We start from the raw sequence: 17059 nt of genomic DNA on the forward strand, positions 1-17059 counted from the left end.
TGAAATTATTTACATAAAAGGCTTGCTAAAATGGTAAAGGAGTATTATAGTTGTTATCAAAATCAGTTGTTTCAATTTTGAATTCATATTTTTAAATAACGTATAAATAGTAACCAATATTTTTATTTGGGTTTCCAAATAAGGATCTTAGGGGAGTAGCAGCATAGTTTATCTATGTTTTTAGATCAACAGCAAGTGTGAAAACACTGGTCTAAGAATGAAATTGCGAGACCTAAGTGTAAGGGCCAAGTGGCGTTTCACTTAGGTCTCTTGTTTTACTTAAAAGTGAGATTAGGATGAAGAATTTTTAATGATCAACTTTTTAGCTTTACGTATTATCTAGCTATGTGGACTGGCAATAGGCTCTGTATCAATCACATCAACTCTGATGAGCTAAATCTCAAAGAATTGAATGTTATCGGAAAAAATAAAATCTGTCTGTGACAAAAAAAGTATCGCAAACAGATTACCCCATTTTTCTGTCAGAGCTTCATGGACCGCTACACTTTTAAATTGGAGGAGAATCGTGTGATAGAAAAGTCAAAAATTTCCCATCATCAGAAATTGACTGCTGCTGGTCTTTTAGTAGCAATGGGTGTTGTTTACGGGGATATCGGAACAAGTCCGCTTTATGTAATGAAAGCGATCGTTGGAGATAATGGTGGTCTTCAGAATGTCTCAGAGAATTTTATTATTGGTGCGGTATCATTGATCTTTTGGACATTAACAATTTTGACAACGATCAAATATGTTGTGATTGCTTTAAATGCGGACAATCATGGTGAAGGTGGGATTTTTTCTTTATACACACTTGTTCGTAAAAATGGAAAATATTTGATTATTCCAGCAATGATCGGTGGGGCAGCATTACTTGCTGATGGTGTATTGACTCCTGCGGTAACAGTGACGACAGCAATTGAAGGGTTGCGAGGAATTCCAGTTTTCTTTGATCGTTTTGGTAGTGATCAAAATATTATCGTGATGATTACCCTGGCCATTATTCTTATTCTGTTTTCGGTTCAACGTTTTGGGACAGATGCAGTGGGAAAAGCTTTTGGACCGATTATGTTTGCTTGGTTTACGTTTATAGGTGTGATGGGTTTAATCAATTTTGGACAAGACTGGACAGTCCTTCGTGCATTGAATCCTTATTATGCGATTCATCTGCTTTTTAGTCCTGAAAATAAATTAGGGATCTTTGTTTTAGGGAATGTCTTTTTGGCAACAACCGGAGCAGAAGCGTTGTATTCTGACTTAGGTCACGTTGGTAAACACAATATTCGTGCTAGTTGGCCGTATATCAAAGTTTGTTTAATCCTCAACTACTTAGGACAAGCAGCGTGGATCTTGAACGCAAAAAATGATCCGTCTATTTTAGCGATTGAAAATTTAAACCCGTTCTTTCAAATGATGCCAAACAGCATTATGTTGATAGGAGTAGTTTTCGCTACAGTTGCGGCAGTCATTGCATCTCAAGCACTAATTTCGGGTTCATTTACGCTAGTTTCTGAAGCAATTAAATTAAAACTATTACCAAGATTAAAAATTATTTATCCTGGTGCTAATATTGGTCAAATGTATATTCCGGCAGTCAATATGATGTTGTGGATTGTGTGTTCCTTGATCGTGGTCACGTTTAGAACATCTACGCATATGGAAGCAGCATATGGTCTTTCTATTACGGTGACAATGCTTATGACGACTATTTTGTTGATGTTTTACTTATTACAAAAAGGCGTGCCGAAATGGGTGGCGTATCTTATTACTCTATTCTTTGGCAGCATTGAATCGATTTTCTTTGTTTCAAGTATTGCAAAATTTTTCCATGGAGGTTATGTTGCAGTTGGGATTGCACTATTGATATTAGCTGTGATGACTATTTGGGAACGTGGAAACATTATAAAAGAGAAAACCTCTGATACCGTTCCGCTCAAACAATATGTTGAACAATTACGAATGTTAAAAGATGATACAAGTGTTCCAAAATCTCAAACCAATGTTGTGTTCATGACACCTGATACGATTGGGGAGGAGATTGGGCGACAAATCATTTATTCGATCTTAGATAAACAGCCTAAACGAGCAAATGTGTATTGGTTTGTCAATGTCGAGGTAACAGATGAACCGTTTACCAAAGAATATTCTGTAGATATGATGGGTACGGATTTTGTTGTTCAAGTTCAACTATATCTTGGTTTTCATGTAGCACAAGAGGTAAATGTTTACATTCGTCAAATCGTGCATGATTTAATGAAAGAGGGACGTTTGCCTAAACAACCACAGAAATATTCATTAACACCAGGCCGTGAAGTAGGGGATTTCCAATTTGTAATTATTCGTGAAGAACTATCCAAAGTAACCGAATTGAAAAAATGGGATCGTCAAATCATGCAGCTGAAACTAGCAATCAAACAACGAACAACAACGCCTGAAAACTGGTTTGGTTTAGAATATAGTGAAGTGAAATATGAATCTGTTCCTTTGATTATTGGTGATACAAGAAAAACCAGATTAAGGGAAAGAAAAACTATGTCATAGTAAAAATCTCTAAGACTGTTTTGAAGTCTTGGAGATTTTTCAGATTTTTACTTTAACGTATTGGTTTCTATTCGCGCTATTTTGAAAGGACAAGTATAATAAACAGATAGAAGGAAAATGAGGTGTAACATATGCTTGCAATAAATTTTTTTATATTATTTTTAATGATTGCAATTACAGCATTTTTTGTAGCAAGTGAATTTGCTTTAGTTAAAATTCGAATGTCCAGACTGGAACAATTAAAAAAAGACAACGTTAAAAATGCAGAACTCGCAATCCATGTAACGCATCATTTAGATGCTTATTTATCAGCTTGCCAATTGGGTATCACATTAACAGGATTAATTATAGGTTGGGTTGGTGAAGGATCGGTAGCGACACTACTTCATCCACTGATAGGAGATTTGCCAATAAGTGCTACGCTCAGTCGTACGATCTCCATCATTTTGGGATTTGCGATAGTGACGTATGTAGATGTTGTTGTTGGAGAATTATTGCCTAAAAGCTACAGTATTGCTCAAGCTGAAAAAGTGGTTTTAGGAATCGTTAAACCGCTTCACTATTTTTATAAAGTGATGTATCCTTTTATTTGGTTATTGAACCATTCTGCGGCAAAATTAGGGAAAGTATTAGGAATAAAACTTATTTCAGAAGGTGAAGAAACCTTGACCCAAGAAGAGTTGCTATATGTTGCTGTTGATTCTTATAAAAAAGGTGAACTGACTGAAGAGGAATATCATTATATGGAAAATGTGTTTGAATTTGATGATACCTTAGCCAAAGAGATTCAGGTCGATCGAACATCAATGGAAGTTTTTGAAGCAGATGAAACCGTAGAACAAGCTATCCAACACTCGTTAAAGCGAGGGCATACACGTTATCCAGTTATCGAAGAATCTAAGGATAAAGTATTGGGATATGTTACATTGCCAGCTTTGATCAAGGAGTCATTTATCAATGATCAACGAAAAGTTAGCGAATTAGTCGAAGAGCCGATTATTGCTCTAGCGACAATCCCGATCAAAAGTTTATTGACGATGATGCGAAAAGAAGGGAAGCACATTGCCATTTTGAAAGATGAATATGGCGGAACGACAGGGATGGTCACGATCGAGGATATTTTAGAAGAACTAGTAGGAGATATCAGGGATGAAACAGACTTAGAAAATGCCTTAATTGCGAAAGAATCGAGTAATTCTTATATTATTTCTGGGAAAATCACACTTGATGATTTTGAACGTTATTTTAAAGTTAAAATTCCATCGTTTGAAGATTCTGAAATGTCGACATTAGCTGGGTTTATTGTGGAGCAAAAAAACAATCAAATTACTGTAGGTGACCAAATCAAGATCGATCGTTTTACTTTTGAAGTAATGGATTATGAGCATGCCCATATTGATTATTTTAAGGTAACTAAATCAGCTGAATAAAAAAATGAACCCGAAACAAAACGAAAAACAAGTTTTGTTTCGGGTTTTAGAGTCGGATAAACAGCGAAAAAGAGGAGCTACTGTACATCTCTTTAATTATTTGAAATTTTGGAAAAGTCTTTTTTAGAATTTTTTGTGTTAGCTGATTTTCACTTAGAGTGTAAAATAAGATTGACTTGAACTGGTTATTCAGCTAGGATTAAGAAAAAGTGAAATAGGGAGTGTTTGGATGCGAAAGGTAGGCATTATTGGATTAGGACATGTGGGTGCAACACTTGCTTATACATTGGTCACTGAAAGCTTAGTTGATGAGCTTGTTTTGATTGATAAAAATGAGACATTAGCTGTTTCTGAAGAATATGATTTACTAGATGCAGAAGTTTTTTTGACGGGTAAGACCCAAATCGTTATTCAAGATTACCAAGCTTTAAAAGATGCATCGGTCATTGTTTTTTGTGCAGGCCAGATTAGTGCATTAGGAGACGATGGCGACCGTTTTAAGGAACTTGAGATCACGAGTAAAATAGTAGAAGAAATAGCGCCTAAAATTAAGCAGTCTGGATTTAATGGTATTATTTTAACAATTACGAATCCATGCGATGTGATTGCAGCGTATATGCAAAAATTAACAGGATTTGAAACGAATAAAGTATTTGGAACAGGTACGATGTTGGATACAGCACGGATGAAACAAGCAGTCAGTCGTAATTTATCGATCGACAGTCGCAATATTGGTGGTTATGTTTATGGTGAACATGGGGATTCTCAATTTGTTGCGTGGTCAAGTGTGACAGTTGGAGATCAGCCACTTTTGACTTGGAGCAGTGAACTTGATTTAGAGGGATTAGATGAAGACGTTCGGGCAGGGGGCTGGAATGCATTTGCAGGAAAAGGCTATACAAGTTATGGTATTGCAACTTGCGCTGCTCGTCTCGTTGGAATGATTCTAAACGATTCAAAAACGATTGTTCCTGTTTCCGCTTATAATAAACAAGCGGATGCATATTATGGTCAACCTGCTATAATTGGAAAAAATGGTACAGAATCATTGATCGATTGTTCGTTGACTGAAAAAGAAATCGACGCCTTAAAAAAATCTATTGAGATCATCAAAAATGGTCTGGCTAACTTACCATTTGAGCACTAAGATAAAGCGTATCATTCTACTAAATCTGGAGGTGATCCATTGATAAACTTAACGGAAATAACGGAAAAGATGTCCTCAAATCAAAAAATCAATTATGATCGTGTCCTGCAAAAAGTGATTATGGACTGGGAAAAATCGGATAGTCGTCCAACTGTTTTACTTCACAGTTGCTGTGCGCCTTGTAGTACGTATTCACTTGAATATTTGACACAATATGCAGACGTCACGATTTTCTTCGCTAATTCAAATATTCATCCACGAGCAGAATATCAACGCCGAGAAATCGTACAGCAAAAATTTGTAGCGGATTTCAATGAAAAAACCAATAATCAGGTTCAATTTTTAGCGGCGCCTTATGAACCGAATAAGTTCATCCAAATAGTGCAAGAAAAAGAACTAACTGAAGAACCAGAAGGTGGAAAGCGCTGTTCTGCCTGTTTTCAGATGCGCCTAGATATTGTTGCAGAAAAAGCACAAGAATTAGGCTACGATTACTTCGGTAGCGCACTGACGCTGTCTCCAAAGAAAAATAGTCAATTGATCAATGAAATCGGAATCGATATTCAAAAATTTTATGCAACCAACTATTTACCAAGTGATTTTAAAAAGAATAATGGTTATAAACGTTCGATCGAACTGTGTAAAGAATACGACGTGTATCGTCAATGTTACTGTGGTTGTATGTTTGCAGCGGCAAAACAAGGTGTTGATTTAAAAGCAGTGAATAAAGAAGCGAAAGCGTTTTTAGCAGAACAATAAGAACAGTTAATCAAGACGATGATTTCAGATAGTTGAAACCATTGTTTTTTTTGAGCATTTTTATTTTTAATTATAGTTTTAAACTATATATATCGATAGAAAATAAGTGTTATTCTATATTGTCTTCTCGTGGTAAGCTAGTTGAAATACCTTATTGAAGGAGGAAAAGTATGAAAACATCGATTATCGGGTTCCCGCGAGTGGGAGAATTAAGAGAATTAAAATTTGCAACAGAAAAATATTTTAGAAAAGAAATTTCAGCAGAAGAATTGGAAGCAAAAGGCAAAGAACTGCGCACTAAGCATTGGCAATTGTTAGTCGATCAGGGAATCGATTTTATTCCAAGCAATGATTTTTCATTTTTTGATACAACCTTAGATACAGCGGTTTTATTGAATATCATACCTGAAAAATATCAAGCGTTACATTTATCTCCGTTAGAAACTTATTTTGCATTGGCAAGAGGATACCAAGGAAAAGCCGGAGATGTCACAGCATTGGCAATGAAAAAATGGTTCAATACCAATTATCATTATATGGTTCCAGAAATCGATGATGATACAAAGTTGAAACTTGTTGGAGAAAAAATCTTTACCACCTTTAATGAAGCAAAAGAAGTGGGTGTTGTTACTAAGCCAACGATAATCGGTCCATTTACTTTATTAAAATTATCTACTTATCACGGATCAAAACAGGCAAGTGATTTTTATGAAGACGCAATTACAGCCTATTCACAAATTTTTGCTCAATTAGCAGAACTTGGGTGCGAATGGCTTCAACTTGATGAACCAGCTTTAGTTTTAGATCTATCACTAGCAGAAGTTAAGCAATTTAAAGCGTTGTATCAAAAATTATTAGCTAAAAAGGGAAATTTAAAAATACTAATGCAAACATATTTCGGAGACGTTCGAGATGTTTACCAGGAATTGATTGATTTACCAGTTGATGGAATAGGGTTAGATTTTGTTGAAGGGAGAAAAATACTAAGTTTGCTTGAAGACTATGGATTTCCAAATGATAAATTATTGTTCGCTGGAATCATAAACGGAAAAAATATTTGGAAAAACGATTATCAAGCAACATTAACATTACTTGAAAAGCTTCAACCATACGGCGATATCGTATTAAATACATCGTGTTCATTATTGCATGTGCCATTTACATTAGGCAATGAGTCCCTATTATCAACAGACGTAACCAATTATTTTGCGTTTGCCGTCGAAAAATTAACTGAATTGAATGATTTGAAGCAGATAGTTGAGAATAAAGAAGACAATCAAGACTTGTTGAATGCTAATATTACCTTATTTGAACAGCAACGCTTTTCTGAAAATGAGCAGGTGGCACAACAGATCAAAGCCTTGACTGAAAAGGATTTTATCCGATTACCAGAATTGGAAAAACGTGCAGTTATTCAAGAAGATAAATTAAAACTGCCAATTCTACCAACCACCACGATCGGTTCTTTTCCGCAAACAAAAGAAGTCAAACTAAATCGAGCGAAATTTAGAAAAGGTGAGATCGCTGAAACTGAATATACAGCTTTTAACCAAGAAAAAATTGCGGCGTGTGTTGCTTTTCAGGAAAAAATCGGATTAGATGTTTTAGTGCATGGTGAATTTGAACGTAATGATATGGTCGAATACTTTGGTGAAAGTTTAGAGGGCTATCTATTTACTGAAAAAGCTTGGGTTCAATCATACGGAACTCGCTGTGTAAAACCACCAATTATCTGGGGAGATGTTTCTCGATCAAATCCGATCACCGTGGCCTACTCTAAATACGCTCAAAGTTTGACGGATAAACCGGTGAAAGGCATGCTGACAGGTCCTGTAACGATTCTAAATTGGTCATTCCCGCGTGAAGATATCAGTTTAAGAGAATCAACGTTACAGTTAGCTTTGGCCATTCAAGAAGAAGTCTTAGATTTAGAAGCGAATGGAATTGAAATTATTCAAATTGATGAAGCCGCACTTCGTGAAAAGCTACCATTACGTCAAACGGATTGGCATTCTGAGTACTTGGATTGGGCAATACCAGCTTTCCGTCTTGTTCATAGTAAAGTACAACCGACAACTCAAATTCATACTCATATGTGTTATAGCGAATTTTCGGACATTATTCAAGATATTGATAATATGGATGCAGATGTTATTTCATTTGAAGCATCTCGCTCAAATTTAGATATTTTAGATGCATTAAAAGCAATCGATTTTAGAACGCAAGTTGGACCGGGTGTTTATGATATTCATTCGCCGCGTGTTCCATCAGTAGAAGAAATCGAAACAACGATCTATAATATTTTAAACAAATTACCAATTGAAAAAGTTTGGGTCAATCCAGATTGTGGCCTGAAAACGCGAGGAGTACCGGAAACAGAAGCAAGTTTGAAAAATTTAGTACTCGCAGCAAAAAAGGTCCGTGGAGGGGTTTAAATGAGAACTGATGCCTTGTTCAAAGAAAAAACCGTCTTTTCCTATGAAATTTTTCCGCCGAGACGAACAGCACCGATCGATACAATCTATCAGACGTTGGAACGCTTAAAAGGACAACAACCAGATTTTATCAGTGTAACATTGGGTGCTGGTGGAACAGGTGAGAACTTAAGTACTGCAGACATTGCTCAGAAAATTCAAGAGGAGCAATTTTTGCCAAGTGTCGCACATTTACCTGCCGTGAATTTTTCTAAAGATGAAATTATTGTTATTTTAGAAGAACTAAAGCAAAAAAATGTAGAAAATATTTTAGCTTTAAGAGGGGATATTATACCGGATAAAGAACCAAAAAAAGATTTTGCTCATGCTAATGATTTGGTCACGTTTATTCAAGAACAAGGTAATTTCAACATTATTGGTGCTTGTTATCCCGAAACCCATGGGGACTCTGAGAGCGCAGTTGAAGACATTAGAAACTTGAAGCGTAAAGTTGATTCTGGAACGAATCAATTGATCACACAGTTATTTTTTGATAATAATTATTTTTATACATTCAAAGAAAAGTGTGATATTGCCAATATCAATGTACCGATACAGGCAGGTATTATGCCTGTAGTCAATAAAAAGCAAATTGAGCGAATTGTAAAAATGTCTAATGTGACATTGCCGACAAAGTTTTTAAAAATGATGGAACGCTATGAGCATAATCCAGAAGCTATTCGGGATGCTGGTATTGCTTATGCAATCAATCAAATTGTGGATTTAGTGGCACAAGGAGCAAATGGAATTCATTTATATACAATGAATAATCCTTATGTAGCACAGAAAATTAGAGAAGCAACACGTAGTTTATTTATTGCATAATTTAAAAAAATGCAGGATTCAATTGTTTTTGAGTGTCAACTCAGGACAGTTAGATCTTGCATTTTTTTTATAATCTAATTTTATATAAAGTGTTTCCTAGGTGTTATTATTATTTTTCTGAATTTGTTCAACATTATGAATGTCATTATTTTATGATAATTAAATAACGTTTATATGAATTTTTATTAAAAACATTTTTATTATAATTTGCACGTTTTTTAGTTTTTGTTTTTTCGTAAAATGCATTTCATGTTCATTAAAAATGCTTTTTATAAGGTTTTTAAGGTTTGGGTAAATTTAATTTTCTTAATTAGTAAAAAAATTGAAGAGAAAATTTACGAATAGTTATTGACATTAAAAATAACAAGATATATAGTTTTATGTAGAGGATTAAGTTATTTTTTAATTATGATCTTAGTTTGTTCGTTGAAGTTATCGTATTTTGTTTTATCTACGACAAAATTACTAATTTAGTACGATTCAATGAAATGAAAGGAGTCTTTATATGCCAAGAAAAGCGCCTATCCAAAATAGTGCGAGTTCTAAAGACGAAAAGGCTAGGCGGATTGATTCAAAAAAATATTCAGTTTTTTATGCAGAGTCTAAAAGGATATTTCCAGAAAATAAACGAGATAAGCGGCGCGTGGTAAAGGTAAGACCGCGATCAACAGCACGAATCTCTCATAATGAATATTCCGAAAAGTTTAGAAGTTCTGAATGTTCAAAGCCTCGTCAGGTACGGCCTCGTAGAACTGTTCAAAAACGAAAAATGAGACAGGGTTATAGTGAAATAGAACGGAAACAGATGACTAAAAGTCCAAGCTTCTTGCTGTTTTCTATTTTAAGCAATTTGGTGTTTTACGGAATTACAATTGGAATCATTTTGATGTCAGTGATGTTTTCATTTAGCTCAAAGTCAACAGCATCGATTTTTGGTTATCGATTTTATACTGTTTTAACTAATTCTATGGTTCCTCAAGAGAATGGACCTAAAGGTGGTTTTTATGCGGGAGATATCGTTATCGTTAAGTTGATGGATGATAATAAAATCAAAAAAGATGATATTGTAACATTTGCTGTTGGAGATGGTTCTCGTTATCTAACTCACCGGATGGTGGAACGAAAAAATGAATTAAACGGAGAAAAAGGAGATTATCTTATTACAAAAGGGGATGCCAATCAGAGTAATGATCCGCCCGTAAAGGCAGATCGTGTTCTTGGAAAAGTAGTATTTGCGCTTCCCAAGATAGGTAGTGTTATAGCGTTTGCTCGAGAAGAATTTTGGGCATGTCTAGTGTGTATTTTTTCTTTATATGGATTTTTCTTAGTGCTGAAGGCCTACCTATTTTCACAAAAAGAAGAACCAGCTGGTAGAAGAAATAGAAGGAGCCCAGCATACGAACGGTGATATTACCACTTTATCTTATCTAATAGGAAAAGTGTAAATATATATTATATTTTTATAGGAGGATATTAAGAATGAAGAAGAACAAGAAGAAAAAGTTGGTAGCCGCAGCTTGTCTAGCATTATTAGCAGCTGCCGCAGGTACTTTTGCATGGATCAATTCTCAAGATCAACGAATTAACCGTGTAAAATCTGCCGCAATCAAAGATGGTAGTGTCAGTGTAGAGGAAAATTGGAATCCCAAACCAATTGTTCCTGGTACAGATGCAACGAAAGAAGTAGCTGTGACGAATTCAGGAAATACTCCGGTTTTTGTTCGTGTTTCGTATGAAGAAGTTTTGAAATATTTGACAGAAAAAGGTGCTGTGACGAATCGAACTATCGGATGGAAAGCCAGCGAAACATCTACTTTATCAGATGATATTCCAGTTGAATATGATGGAGAAAAGTATAAAGATGCAGGAAGTGGCTACATAGATGTAACAGCTCAAGTAAAAAATAGCTCTGCAGATGCTTTGCCAGCCGGAGTAAAAGTGTATGCAAAAGGTTCTGTCACTAAAGATCCAGTGACGGGTGATGAAAACACAACGTTCAGCTATTCCGCATTCTTTGAATATGCTCCTAGCAAATATCAAGCGATGGAATCAGAAGTATCGGTAGCAAGTGGAAATACTGTTGATTCGCAAATCGAAAGTTGGAACTTTGTTATGCCTAAAGCAGAATACCTAGTTTATAAAGGTGGATATAGCCATAAAGCAACAAACTGGGCAGCATCTTCTTTAGAAGGAGCTTCAACAGAGGCAACGGCAGCGAAAGCTTCTCTTTTAGGTAGTGCTGGGAAAAAATACGATGTAGATTATAACTATACAATTGCTGCTTTAGGTTTAAGCGCACTTCCAGCTGTTACTCCAGCAACAGCTACTGATCAAATTCCAGTTACCAATGCAGATAAAAAAGGTATCCAAGCAGATAAAGAGGCTTTAGGAGTGAGCGGAATTAAAGTAGAGTATGGTGCGGACATGATTACAACAGCAGCACTAGCTAAAGATAAATGGGCTTACAATAAAGAGGATGGTTATTTCTACTTCACAAGTCCAATTATTTCAGGTGCTACAACGCCACACCTATTGAAAAAATTAGTATTTACAAATGATGTAGGAACAGAATTTACAAATGCGACATATGATTTGGTTGTAAAAATGGAAGCCATTCAAGCAACTAAAGAAGCGCTAACTGATAGTACTGGTTGGAACTTAAAGGGAGCGGATGATTCAGAAACTAAAAAAATCACGACGTTTCTAGATAGACAAGCAGCAAGCTAGATTTCTAGCTAAAAAAAGTAAAAGGAAGGGGTGCAAACGATGCAACAATATCACGTACGAGAACGTCTATTGTTACGGGTTTTGGGCGGTTTATTGAGTATTTTTATCACGTTTACAAGTGGATCGTTACTAGCTGTTGCCAGTCAAACCCTTCCTCCGGGAGTGGTCATTGGCGATGAGACAGGAATATTTGCTTCTTCAGAAGGAGAGTATTATGTTGATTTGCCGAATGTCTTACCTGGAGAAAGCTATGAAAAAACGATTACGATTCGTGGTATGGATGTAAAAGAACCATTTGAATTAGGAATTTTAGTAACTCCAGATGCAACAAAAGGAGTTATCAATTTTAATAAAATGATTACATTGACTTTGTCTATTGATGGGAAAAAATTGTATCAGGGCCCTTTATTAGGAAATGGAGAATTTGATTGGACAGTCCAACCGCTTACAATAGGAACTTGCGAGTATGGTAAAGATCAGATTTTAACTGCGGTATTCGAGGTAGATAAAGACCTAACTCTTGCTGATTATAAGGAAGAAAGCCAGCTATTGTATCATTGGACCTTTATTGCAACAAAAAATCAATCAAAAAAATCAGATACTACAGATAGTCGTTCCGCTATAAAAGATAAATCAAAATCTAAAGGAACCTTTCCGATGACGGGAGAAGAAATCAAAAACCTGATTTACCAAACACTTGCAGGGCTATTATTGGTATTGATTGTAATTCTATTATGGAAAAAACGTAAAGAAAAATTAGATCAAGAGGAGTAGAGGAAGGGGGAGACCGATGAGTGGAGTAAAAAAATTGTTGAAAATAATCAATCAGAATAAATCTTTCTTGGCTGTCTTTTCTTTATTTTTAAGCCTTTTACTTGTAGTAGGGAGTACATACTCATGGATTACCTATAGCGATGAAAAGATCAATCAAAACGAGTCACATAGTAAAAAGCTTTCTGCGGTAATTGATGAGGTCTTCACTCCAAATCTGCAGTGGGCACAAGGAAAGACGACTGAAAAGAAATTACTAGTGAAAAATGACGGACAAATGCCAGCTCTTGTTCGGATATCGTTGTATGAATTTTTCACTCAGTTTACGCTTGATATGACTGATGGTGTTGGTAATGGTAATCAAAAAATTGTTAGCAAATCAAGTGGTTCTGATATGACAATGGAAGATACTGCTACATGGAAAAAAGGTAATACATATAAAATTGCTTCTGAAAAGTATTATGTAGCATCCGAGGTTTACAAAGGGGATAAAACAAATCCAAATACGGCGTATGTCTATAAAAAAAGTCGATCATTTGAGGGGCTTAAATACTTAAGGATTCAATTTAATGATGCTGATATCTATGATGAAAATGAGCAACCATTACCTGATGCACAGAATTATTGGTATTATTCAGATGGTTATTTTTACTACTCAGAAGTGTTGCAACCACAAGAAAAAACAAAACAACTTGTCCAAAGTATTACTTTAGCTAGCGCTTTACCTAACAAGTATAAGGGCTCTTTATACCAGTTAATTCCAGTTATGGATGCGCATGATGTTACAAAATCTCTAATGAAAAACTGGAAGGTTTCTTCGGGTTCATATGTGGAAGCAATGTATCTTGAAAAAGTTAATTAGGAGAGGAGTAAAAATGAAAAAAAAGAACAAAATCGTCCATTTTTTGTTGATATTACCTATACTTATTTTGTTTTTAGTTATTGGAAGCGTAGCTGCATATGCCGCAATGATGATGAACGACGAGAAAGCAAATCTTTTTCAGATCGGCAATCTTCAGACTAAAGTTAAAGAAGTTTTCACAGAACCTACTGCGATTAAGCCAGATGAGAAAGTCGTAAAAAAAGTAGCAGTGGAAAATACTGGAACTGTTAATCAGTTTATTCGAGTGATGCTTCACCCTGAAATTCATTTGGAAAGTCTTGGAAGTATCCGGTTATTGCCTTCAAAGATTGGAGAAGAGATTTTTTTAGATTTGAATAGCACAGAGTGGAAGCTAGGAGAAGATGGCTATTATTATTACCTGAAAAGTTTAAGGCCTGGTGAATCTAATGTTACGAAAGACCTCTTTACAGAAGTCAAATTGAAAAATGATTTAGGATTAGAGTATCACAACGCTTTTATCAGTTTATTGATAAAAGTAGAAGCAATTAATTGCGCACAATATGCTTATCGTGAGGCATGGTGGCAGGGAGCTACACCTAGTAGTGGAGCTTTACAGACAATCGACAAAGAATTAGCTAAACAAGCAGAATAACGTTAGGCACATGGAATAATTATTCCATGTTGGCCTATTTCAATTCAACACTCATGAAATGAGTGTTTTCTAAAAAGGAAATCATTGATTTGATAAGTATTGATAAGAAGGAGATAAAATGAAAAAAAAAGAGAACAAAAATAGTAAAAAATGGTTGTTTGTACTATCAGTAATAGTAGCTGTAATTTGCGGTTATTTTATAATAAATAGAGATACTTTGAAGGCTTTTACAGTTGTAACCAAAGGTGATTTCAAGCTAACAGTAGAGAATAAGTGGAGTCAAGAGGATCGAAAGAATTTTGCTGATTTAAAATGGGATAAGATAGATGATATAGGTCAGTCAGGTTATCAATTGTATCAATCTGAGGATGGAACAACTTGGAACAACCGGTCTTTAAAGTATGGAAAAGCAATAAAAGTACTAAATATTTATCCCGATGATCCTAAGTCTGCTAAATTAGGAGAATGGATGGATGAGCTAAATTTGAAGGCATTAGATGGAAGTAACTTGATTCAAGTTACTTCAGAATCATTAAGTAACTATAATGCCAATCCCAATAAATATTTGAAAAACAGTGCTGATGAATATCAATATGATGTTTTGATGTTTGGTTCCTGGGATGGGAATAATAAAATGGATATGAAGCAAAATGCTGCCAATGAAACAAAGCAATATCTAAATACGGGAAGAGGGGTACTATTTGGTCATGATACTGTCATTACTATAAGACCAGTTTTTTATGCTAATTTTAAAAATTTATTAGGTGTAGGTTATCGTCTTGAATCAGGTGGTGTGACGGATACGGGATCTTCAGAAGTTAAGCTGATAAATAATGGCTATTTAATGAAATACCCTTTTGAAATGGAAAATGATTTGGTTCTAAAAATTCCATATGCTCATAACTACGAGTTACAAAAGAAAGATGTTGGAACAACGTGGCTTGAATTTATTAATCCTTCAGGTAGATGGCCAAATCCAATCTATGATAGTGGTGCTTGGCGGGGAGGGTGGTATTTAAAAACGAATAACAATGTTGGGATGATTCAAACAGGGCATTCCTCAGGAGATTCGAGTATAGACGAGAGAAAAATAATAGCTAATACATTGTATAATTTGTCACAAGTATCATTAGATAATTTCGCTAGTGATCAAAGTGTTAAAGATGATCAAGCTCCCGATATGCCCAAAACTAGTATACATTGCGGTAAAGAAGGTGATGATTTAAGGGTTATGCTTGATGCTGTTGATAAAGGTAAGGAATATCAGTGGTACATAGAAGCGAATACTAAAAAGAGTGGCAAAAAAAAATCAGATGTCATAAAAGAAACCATCATAAGTAATATTGCAGGATATTTTTACGAGGTAACCGATTCTCCAAATTCTTCTTTACATCAAAAAGTAGACGGATACAAAGATTCATACGGAAGAATAGATCCGATGAAATATGATTTATATGTTGCTCCAGATGATGATTCTATCAAATATGATACTAGGGATTCTTTCATTATTCATGAAAGAACAAATTCAGAAAAGTATCTACATGTTTTAGCTGTAGACCGTTCTAATAATATATCTCAAGTGAACAGTCAAAAATTAGAAGACTTGAATCAAAGTATTGAGTTTAAAGTTGAACGTACGAAAGATGAGGCAAAATTAATTAATTTAAAATTGGATAATACTTTAAATAATAAAATGGAGACATTAGAAATTGTCATACCTAAAAATACAGTGATTAAAGATTTTAATTCTTTAAATCTTCCACCGAATTGGTCACTTCAAGAAAGTAATGAAACGATTGATAATAAGTTTTTTTCATTTAAAATTAAGGAAAAAAATGATTTGGCAACAATTACTAATTTTATAAAAAATATACGCTTTTCAATCAACACTCCTTTTGATCAAAAGGGTGAGCTAAAAATAGTATTTTATGAAAAAGACAAAAATACATCAGTGATAAGTAATGTCACTAAAGTTTGTTGGGCTGAAGATATACCTCAAAAAGTCTCATTAAAAGCGTATGATGAAATGGGCAATCCAATACCTGCTGCTGATTTATTGTTAGATCAGAAATTGACGATTGAAAAGAAAGAAACGATTGTGCCGAGAACGATTGATTTCTATGATTTTATTAAACTAGTAAGTATTGAAGAAATACCGATTTCTCCACTTGAATGGATAATCACAAATGAATTTCAAACAGGGAATTTGATTTATGACTTACGTAAATTAACAATTCATAGTAGACAAGTTGTTAATGATAATAATAAGCAAGTAGTTATACCAAAAAGTGGATTTTCAGTATTGACAAGTGAAACTCAAAGTGGTGAAAAAACGAATGAATTCTCATTAACAATGAATTCAACTGCAAATAATAGTTCAATCTTTGATACTTATATTATTCGCTATCAGCGTAATGAGCCTCTATATATTTTTAGTACAAAAATTCCGATGAATTACGAATTGATTGGGTATGTGCTGACAACTCAAAAAGAAGAGCATCAGCCGAATGCCAATATTCAGACGTCGATTCAATTTGATGTATCAGTCACTCCAGAAGTCTGGGTGACGACGTATATTAAACCAGTCACTGATACCCCTTCACTTTATCACTGGGAGTATAAAGAAAATAATTTGGGTATAATTACATCAAAATGAAGAAAAACATATATTTGATTTATAAATGAGTTTGAAAATATTGGTTCATAGGTGCCGCCATATAGAATAACTTAAAATCCTAAATCAACAGATAGGAAGGTCATATAAGTGTATTTACTTTTAGTATCATTAGGTGTCATTATTTTTTTCCACAGTATACTACTTACGTTTATCATTCGAAAAAATGTAGAAATAGAGCATCGACTTAATCAAATTACTAAAAGAAAATTATTTTC

General features: G+C 34.7%; 12 protein-coding genes. All 12 read left to right on the forward strand.

What is annotated here, in order from left to right; all coding sequences use genetic code 11:
* Positions 1-591: 591 nt before the first annotated feature.
* A complete protein-coding gene (locus IGI43_RS13930) occupies positions 592-2538 on the forward strand; it encodes a KUP/HAK/KT family potassium transporter (protein ID WP_438758858.1) in 1947 nt (648 codons plus the stop codon).
* A gap of 131 nt (positions 2539-2669) precedes the next feature.
* Positions 2670-3968: a hemolysin family protein gene (locus tag IGI43_RS13935; RefSeq protein WP_438758380.1), complete on the forward strand. Its 1299-nt coding sequence runs from the start codon at positions 2670-2672 to the stop codon at positions 3966-3968.
* 229 nt (positions 3969-4197) lie between these two features.
* Positions 4198-5115: an L-lactate dehydrogenase gene (locus IGI43_RS13940; protein ID WP_438758381.1), complete on the forward strand. Its 918-nt coding sequence runs from the start codon at positions 4198-4200 to the stop codon at positions 5113-5115.
* Positions 5116-5154: 39 nt separating this feature from the next.
* Entirely contained in the window at positions 5155-5874 is a 720-nt protein-coding gene (locus IGI43_RS13945; RefSeq protein WP_438758382.1) for an epoxyqueuosine reductase QueH, read from the forward strand.
* Between the two features lie 170 nt (positions 5875-6044).
* Positions 6045-8309 carry a 5-methyltetrahydropteroyltriglutamate--homocysteine S-methyltransferase gene (gene metE, locus IGI43_RS13950; protein WP_438758383.1) on the forward strand — a complete coding sequence of 755 codons (2265 nt, stop codon included), beginning with the start codon at positions 6045-6047 and terminating at the stop codon, positions 8307-8309.
* Positions 8310-9173, forward strand: a complete 864-nt coding sequence (gene metF / locus IGI43_RS13955; protein WP_438758384.1) for a methylenetetrahydrofolate reductase [NAD(P)H] — start codon at positions 8310-8312, stop codon at positions 9171-9173.
* Positions 9174-9978: 805 nt separating this feature from the next.
* Positions 9979-10581 carry a signal peptidase I gene (locus IGI43_RS13960; RefSeq protein ID WP_438758385.1) on the forward strand — a complete coding sequence of 201 codons (603 nt, stop codon included), beginning with the start codon at positions 9979-9981 and terminating at the stop codon, positions 10579-10581.
* A gap of 71 nt (positions 10582-10652) precedes the next feature.
* Positions 10653-11900 carry a hypothetical protein gene (locus IGI43_RS13965; RefSeq protein WP_438758386.1) on the forward strand — a complete coding sequence of 416 codons (1248 nt, stop codon included), beginning with the start codon at positions 10653-10655 and terminating at the stop codon, positions 11898-11900.
* Positions 11901-11939: 39 nt separating this feature from the next.
* Positions 11940-12674, forward strand: coding sequence for an LPXTG cell wall anchor domain-containing protein (locus IGI43_RS13970; protein WP_438758387.1), 735 nt, complete (start codon positions 11940-11942; stop codon positions 12672-12674).
* Between the two features lie 16 nt (positions 12675-12690).
* Positions 12691-13533, forward strand: a complete 843-nt coding sequence (locus IGI43_RS13975) for a BsaA family SipW-dependent biofilm matrix protein (protein WP_438758388.1) — start codon at positions 12691-12693, stop codon at positions 13531-13533.
* A gap of 13 nt (positions 13534-13546) precedes the next feature.
* A complete protein-coding gene (locus IGI43_RS13980; protein ID WP_438758389.1) occupies positions 13547-14167 on the forward strand; it encodes a hypothetical protein in 621 nt (206 codons plus the stop codon).
* A 118-nt stretch (positions 14168-14285) separates the two neighbouring features.
* Positions 14286-16823 (forward strand): hypothetical protein, encoded by a 2538-nt coding sequence (locus IGI43_RS13985; RefSeq protein WP_438758390.1) that lies wholly within the window; start codon positions 14286-14288, stop codon positions 16821-16823.
* Positions 16824-17059 lie beyond the last annotated feature (236 nt).

The organism is Enterococcus sp. AZ126 (assembly GCF_051714545.1).
GTDB lineage: Bacteria > Bacillota > Bacilli > Lactobacillales > Enterococcaceae > Enterococcus_L.

Excerpts from the sequence above, each read along its gene's own strand:
- IGI43_RS13985 (WP_438758390.1), top strand. The coding sequence starts at position 14,286 with ATGAAAAAAAAAGAGAACAAAAATAGTAAAAAATGGTTGTTTGTACTA.
- IGI43_RS13975 (WP_438758388.1), top strand. The coding sequence starts at position 12,691 with ATGAGTGGAGTAAAAAAATTGTTGAAAATAATCAATCAGAATAAATCT.
- IGI43_RS13970 (WP_438758387.1), top strand. The coding sequence starts at position 11,940 with ATGCAACAATATCACGTACGAGAACGTCTATTGTTACGGGTTTTGGGC.
- IGI43_RS13935 (WP_438758380.1), top strand. The coding sequence starts at position 2,670 with ATGCTTGCAATAAATTTTTTTATATTATTTTTAATGATTGCAATTACA.
- IGI43_RS13930 (WP_438758858.1), top strand. The coding sequence starts at position 592 with ATGGGTGTTGTTTACGGGGATATCGGAACAAGTCCGCTTTATGTAATG.
- metE (WP_438758383.1), top strand. The coding sequence starts at position 6,045 with ATGAAAACATCGATTATCGGGTTCCCGCGAGTGGGAGAATTAAGAGAA.
- IGI43_RS13980 (WP_438758389.1), top strand. The coding sequence starts at position 13,547 with ATGAAAAAAAAGAACAAAATCGTCCATTTTTTGTTGATATTACCTATA.
- IGI43_RS13940 (WP_438758381.1), top strand. The coding sequence starts at position 4,198 with ATGCGAAAGGTAGGCATTATTGGATTAGGACATGTGGGTGCAACACTT.
- metF (WP_438758384.1), top strand. The coding sequence starts at position 8,310 with ATGAGAACTGATGCCTTGTTCAAAGAAAAAACCGTCTTTTCCTATGAA.
- IGI43_RS13960 (WP_438758385.1), top strand. The coding sequence starts at position 9,979 with ATGACTAAAAGTCCAAGCTTCTTGCTGTTTTCTATTTTAAGCAATTTG.
- IGI43_RS13965 (WP_438758386.1), top strand. The coding sequence starts at position 10,653 with ATGAAGAAGAACAAGAAGAAAAAGTTGGTAGCCGCAGCTTGTCTAGCA.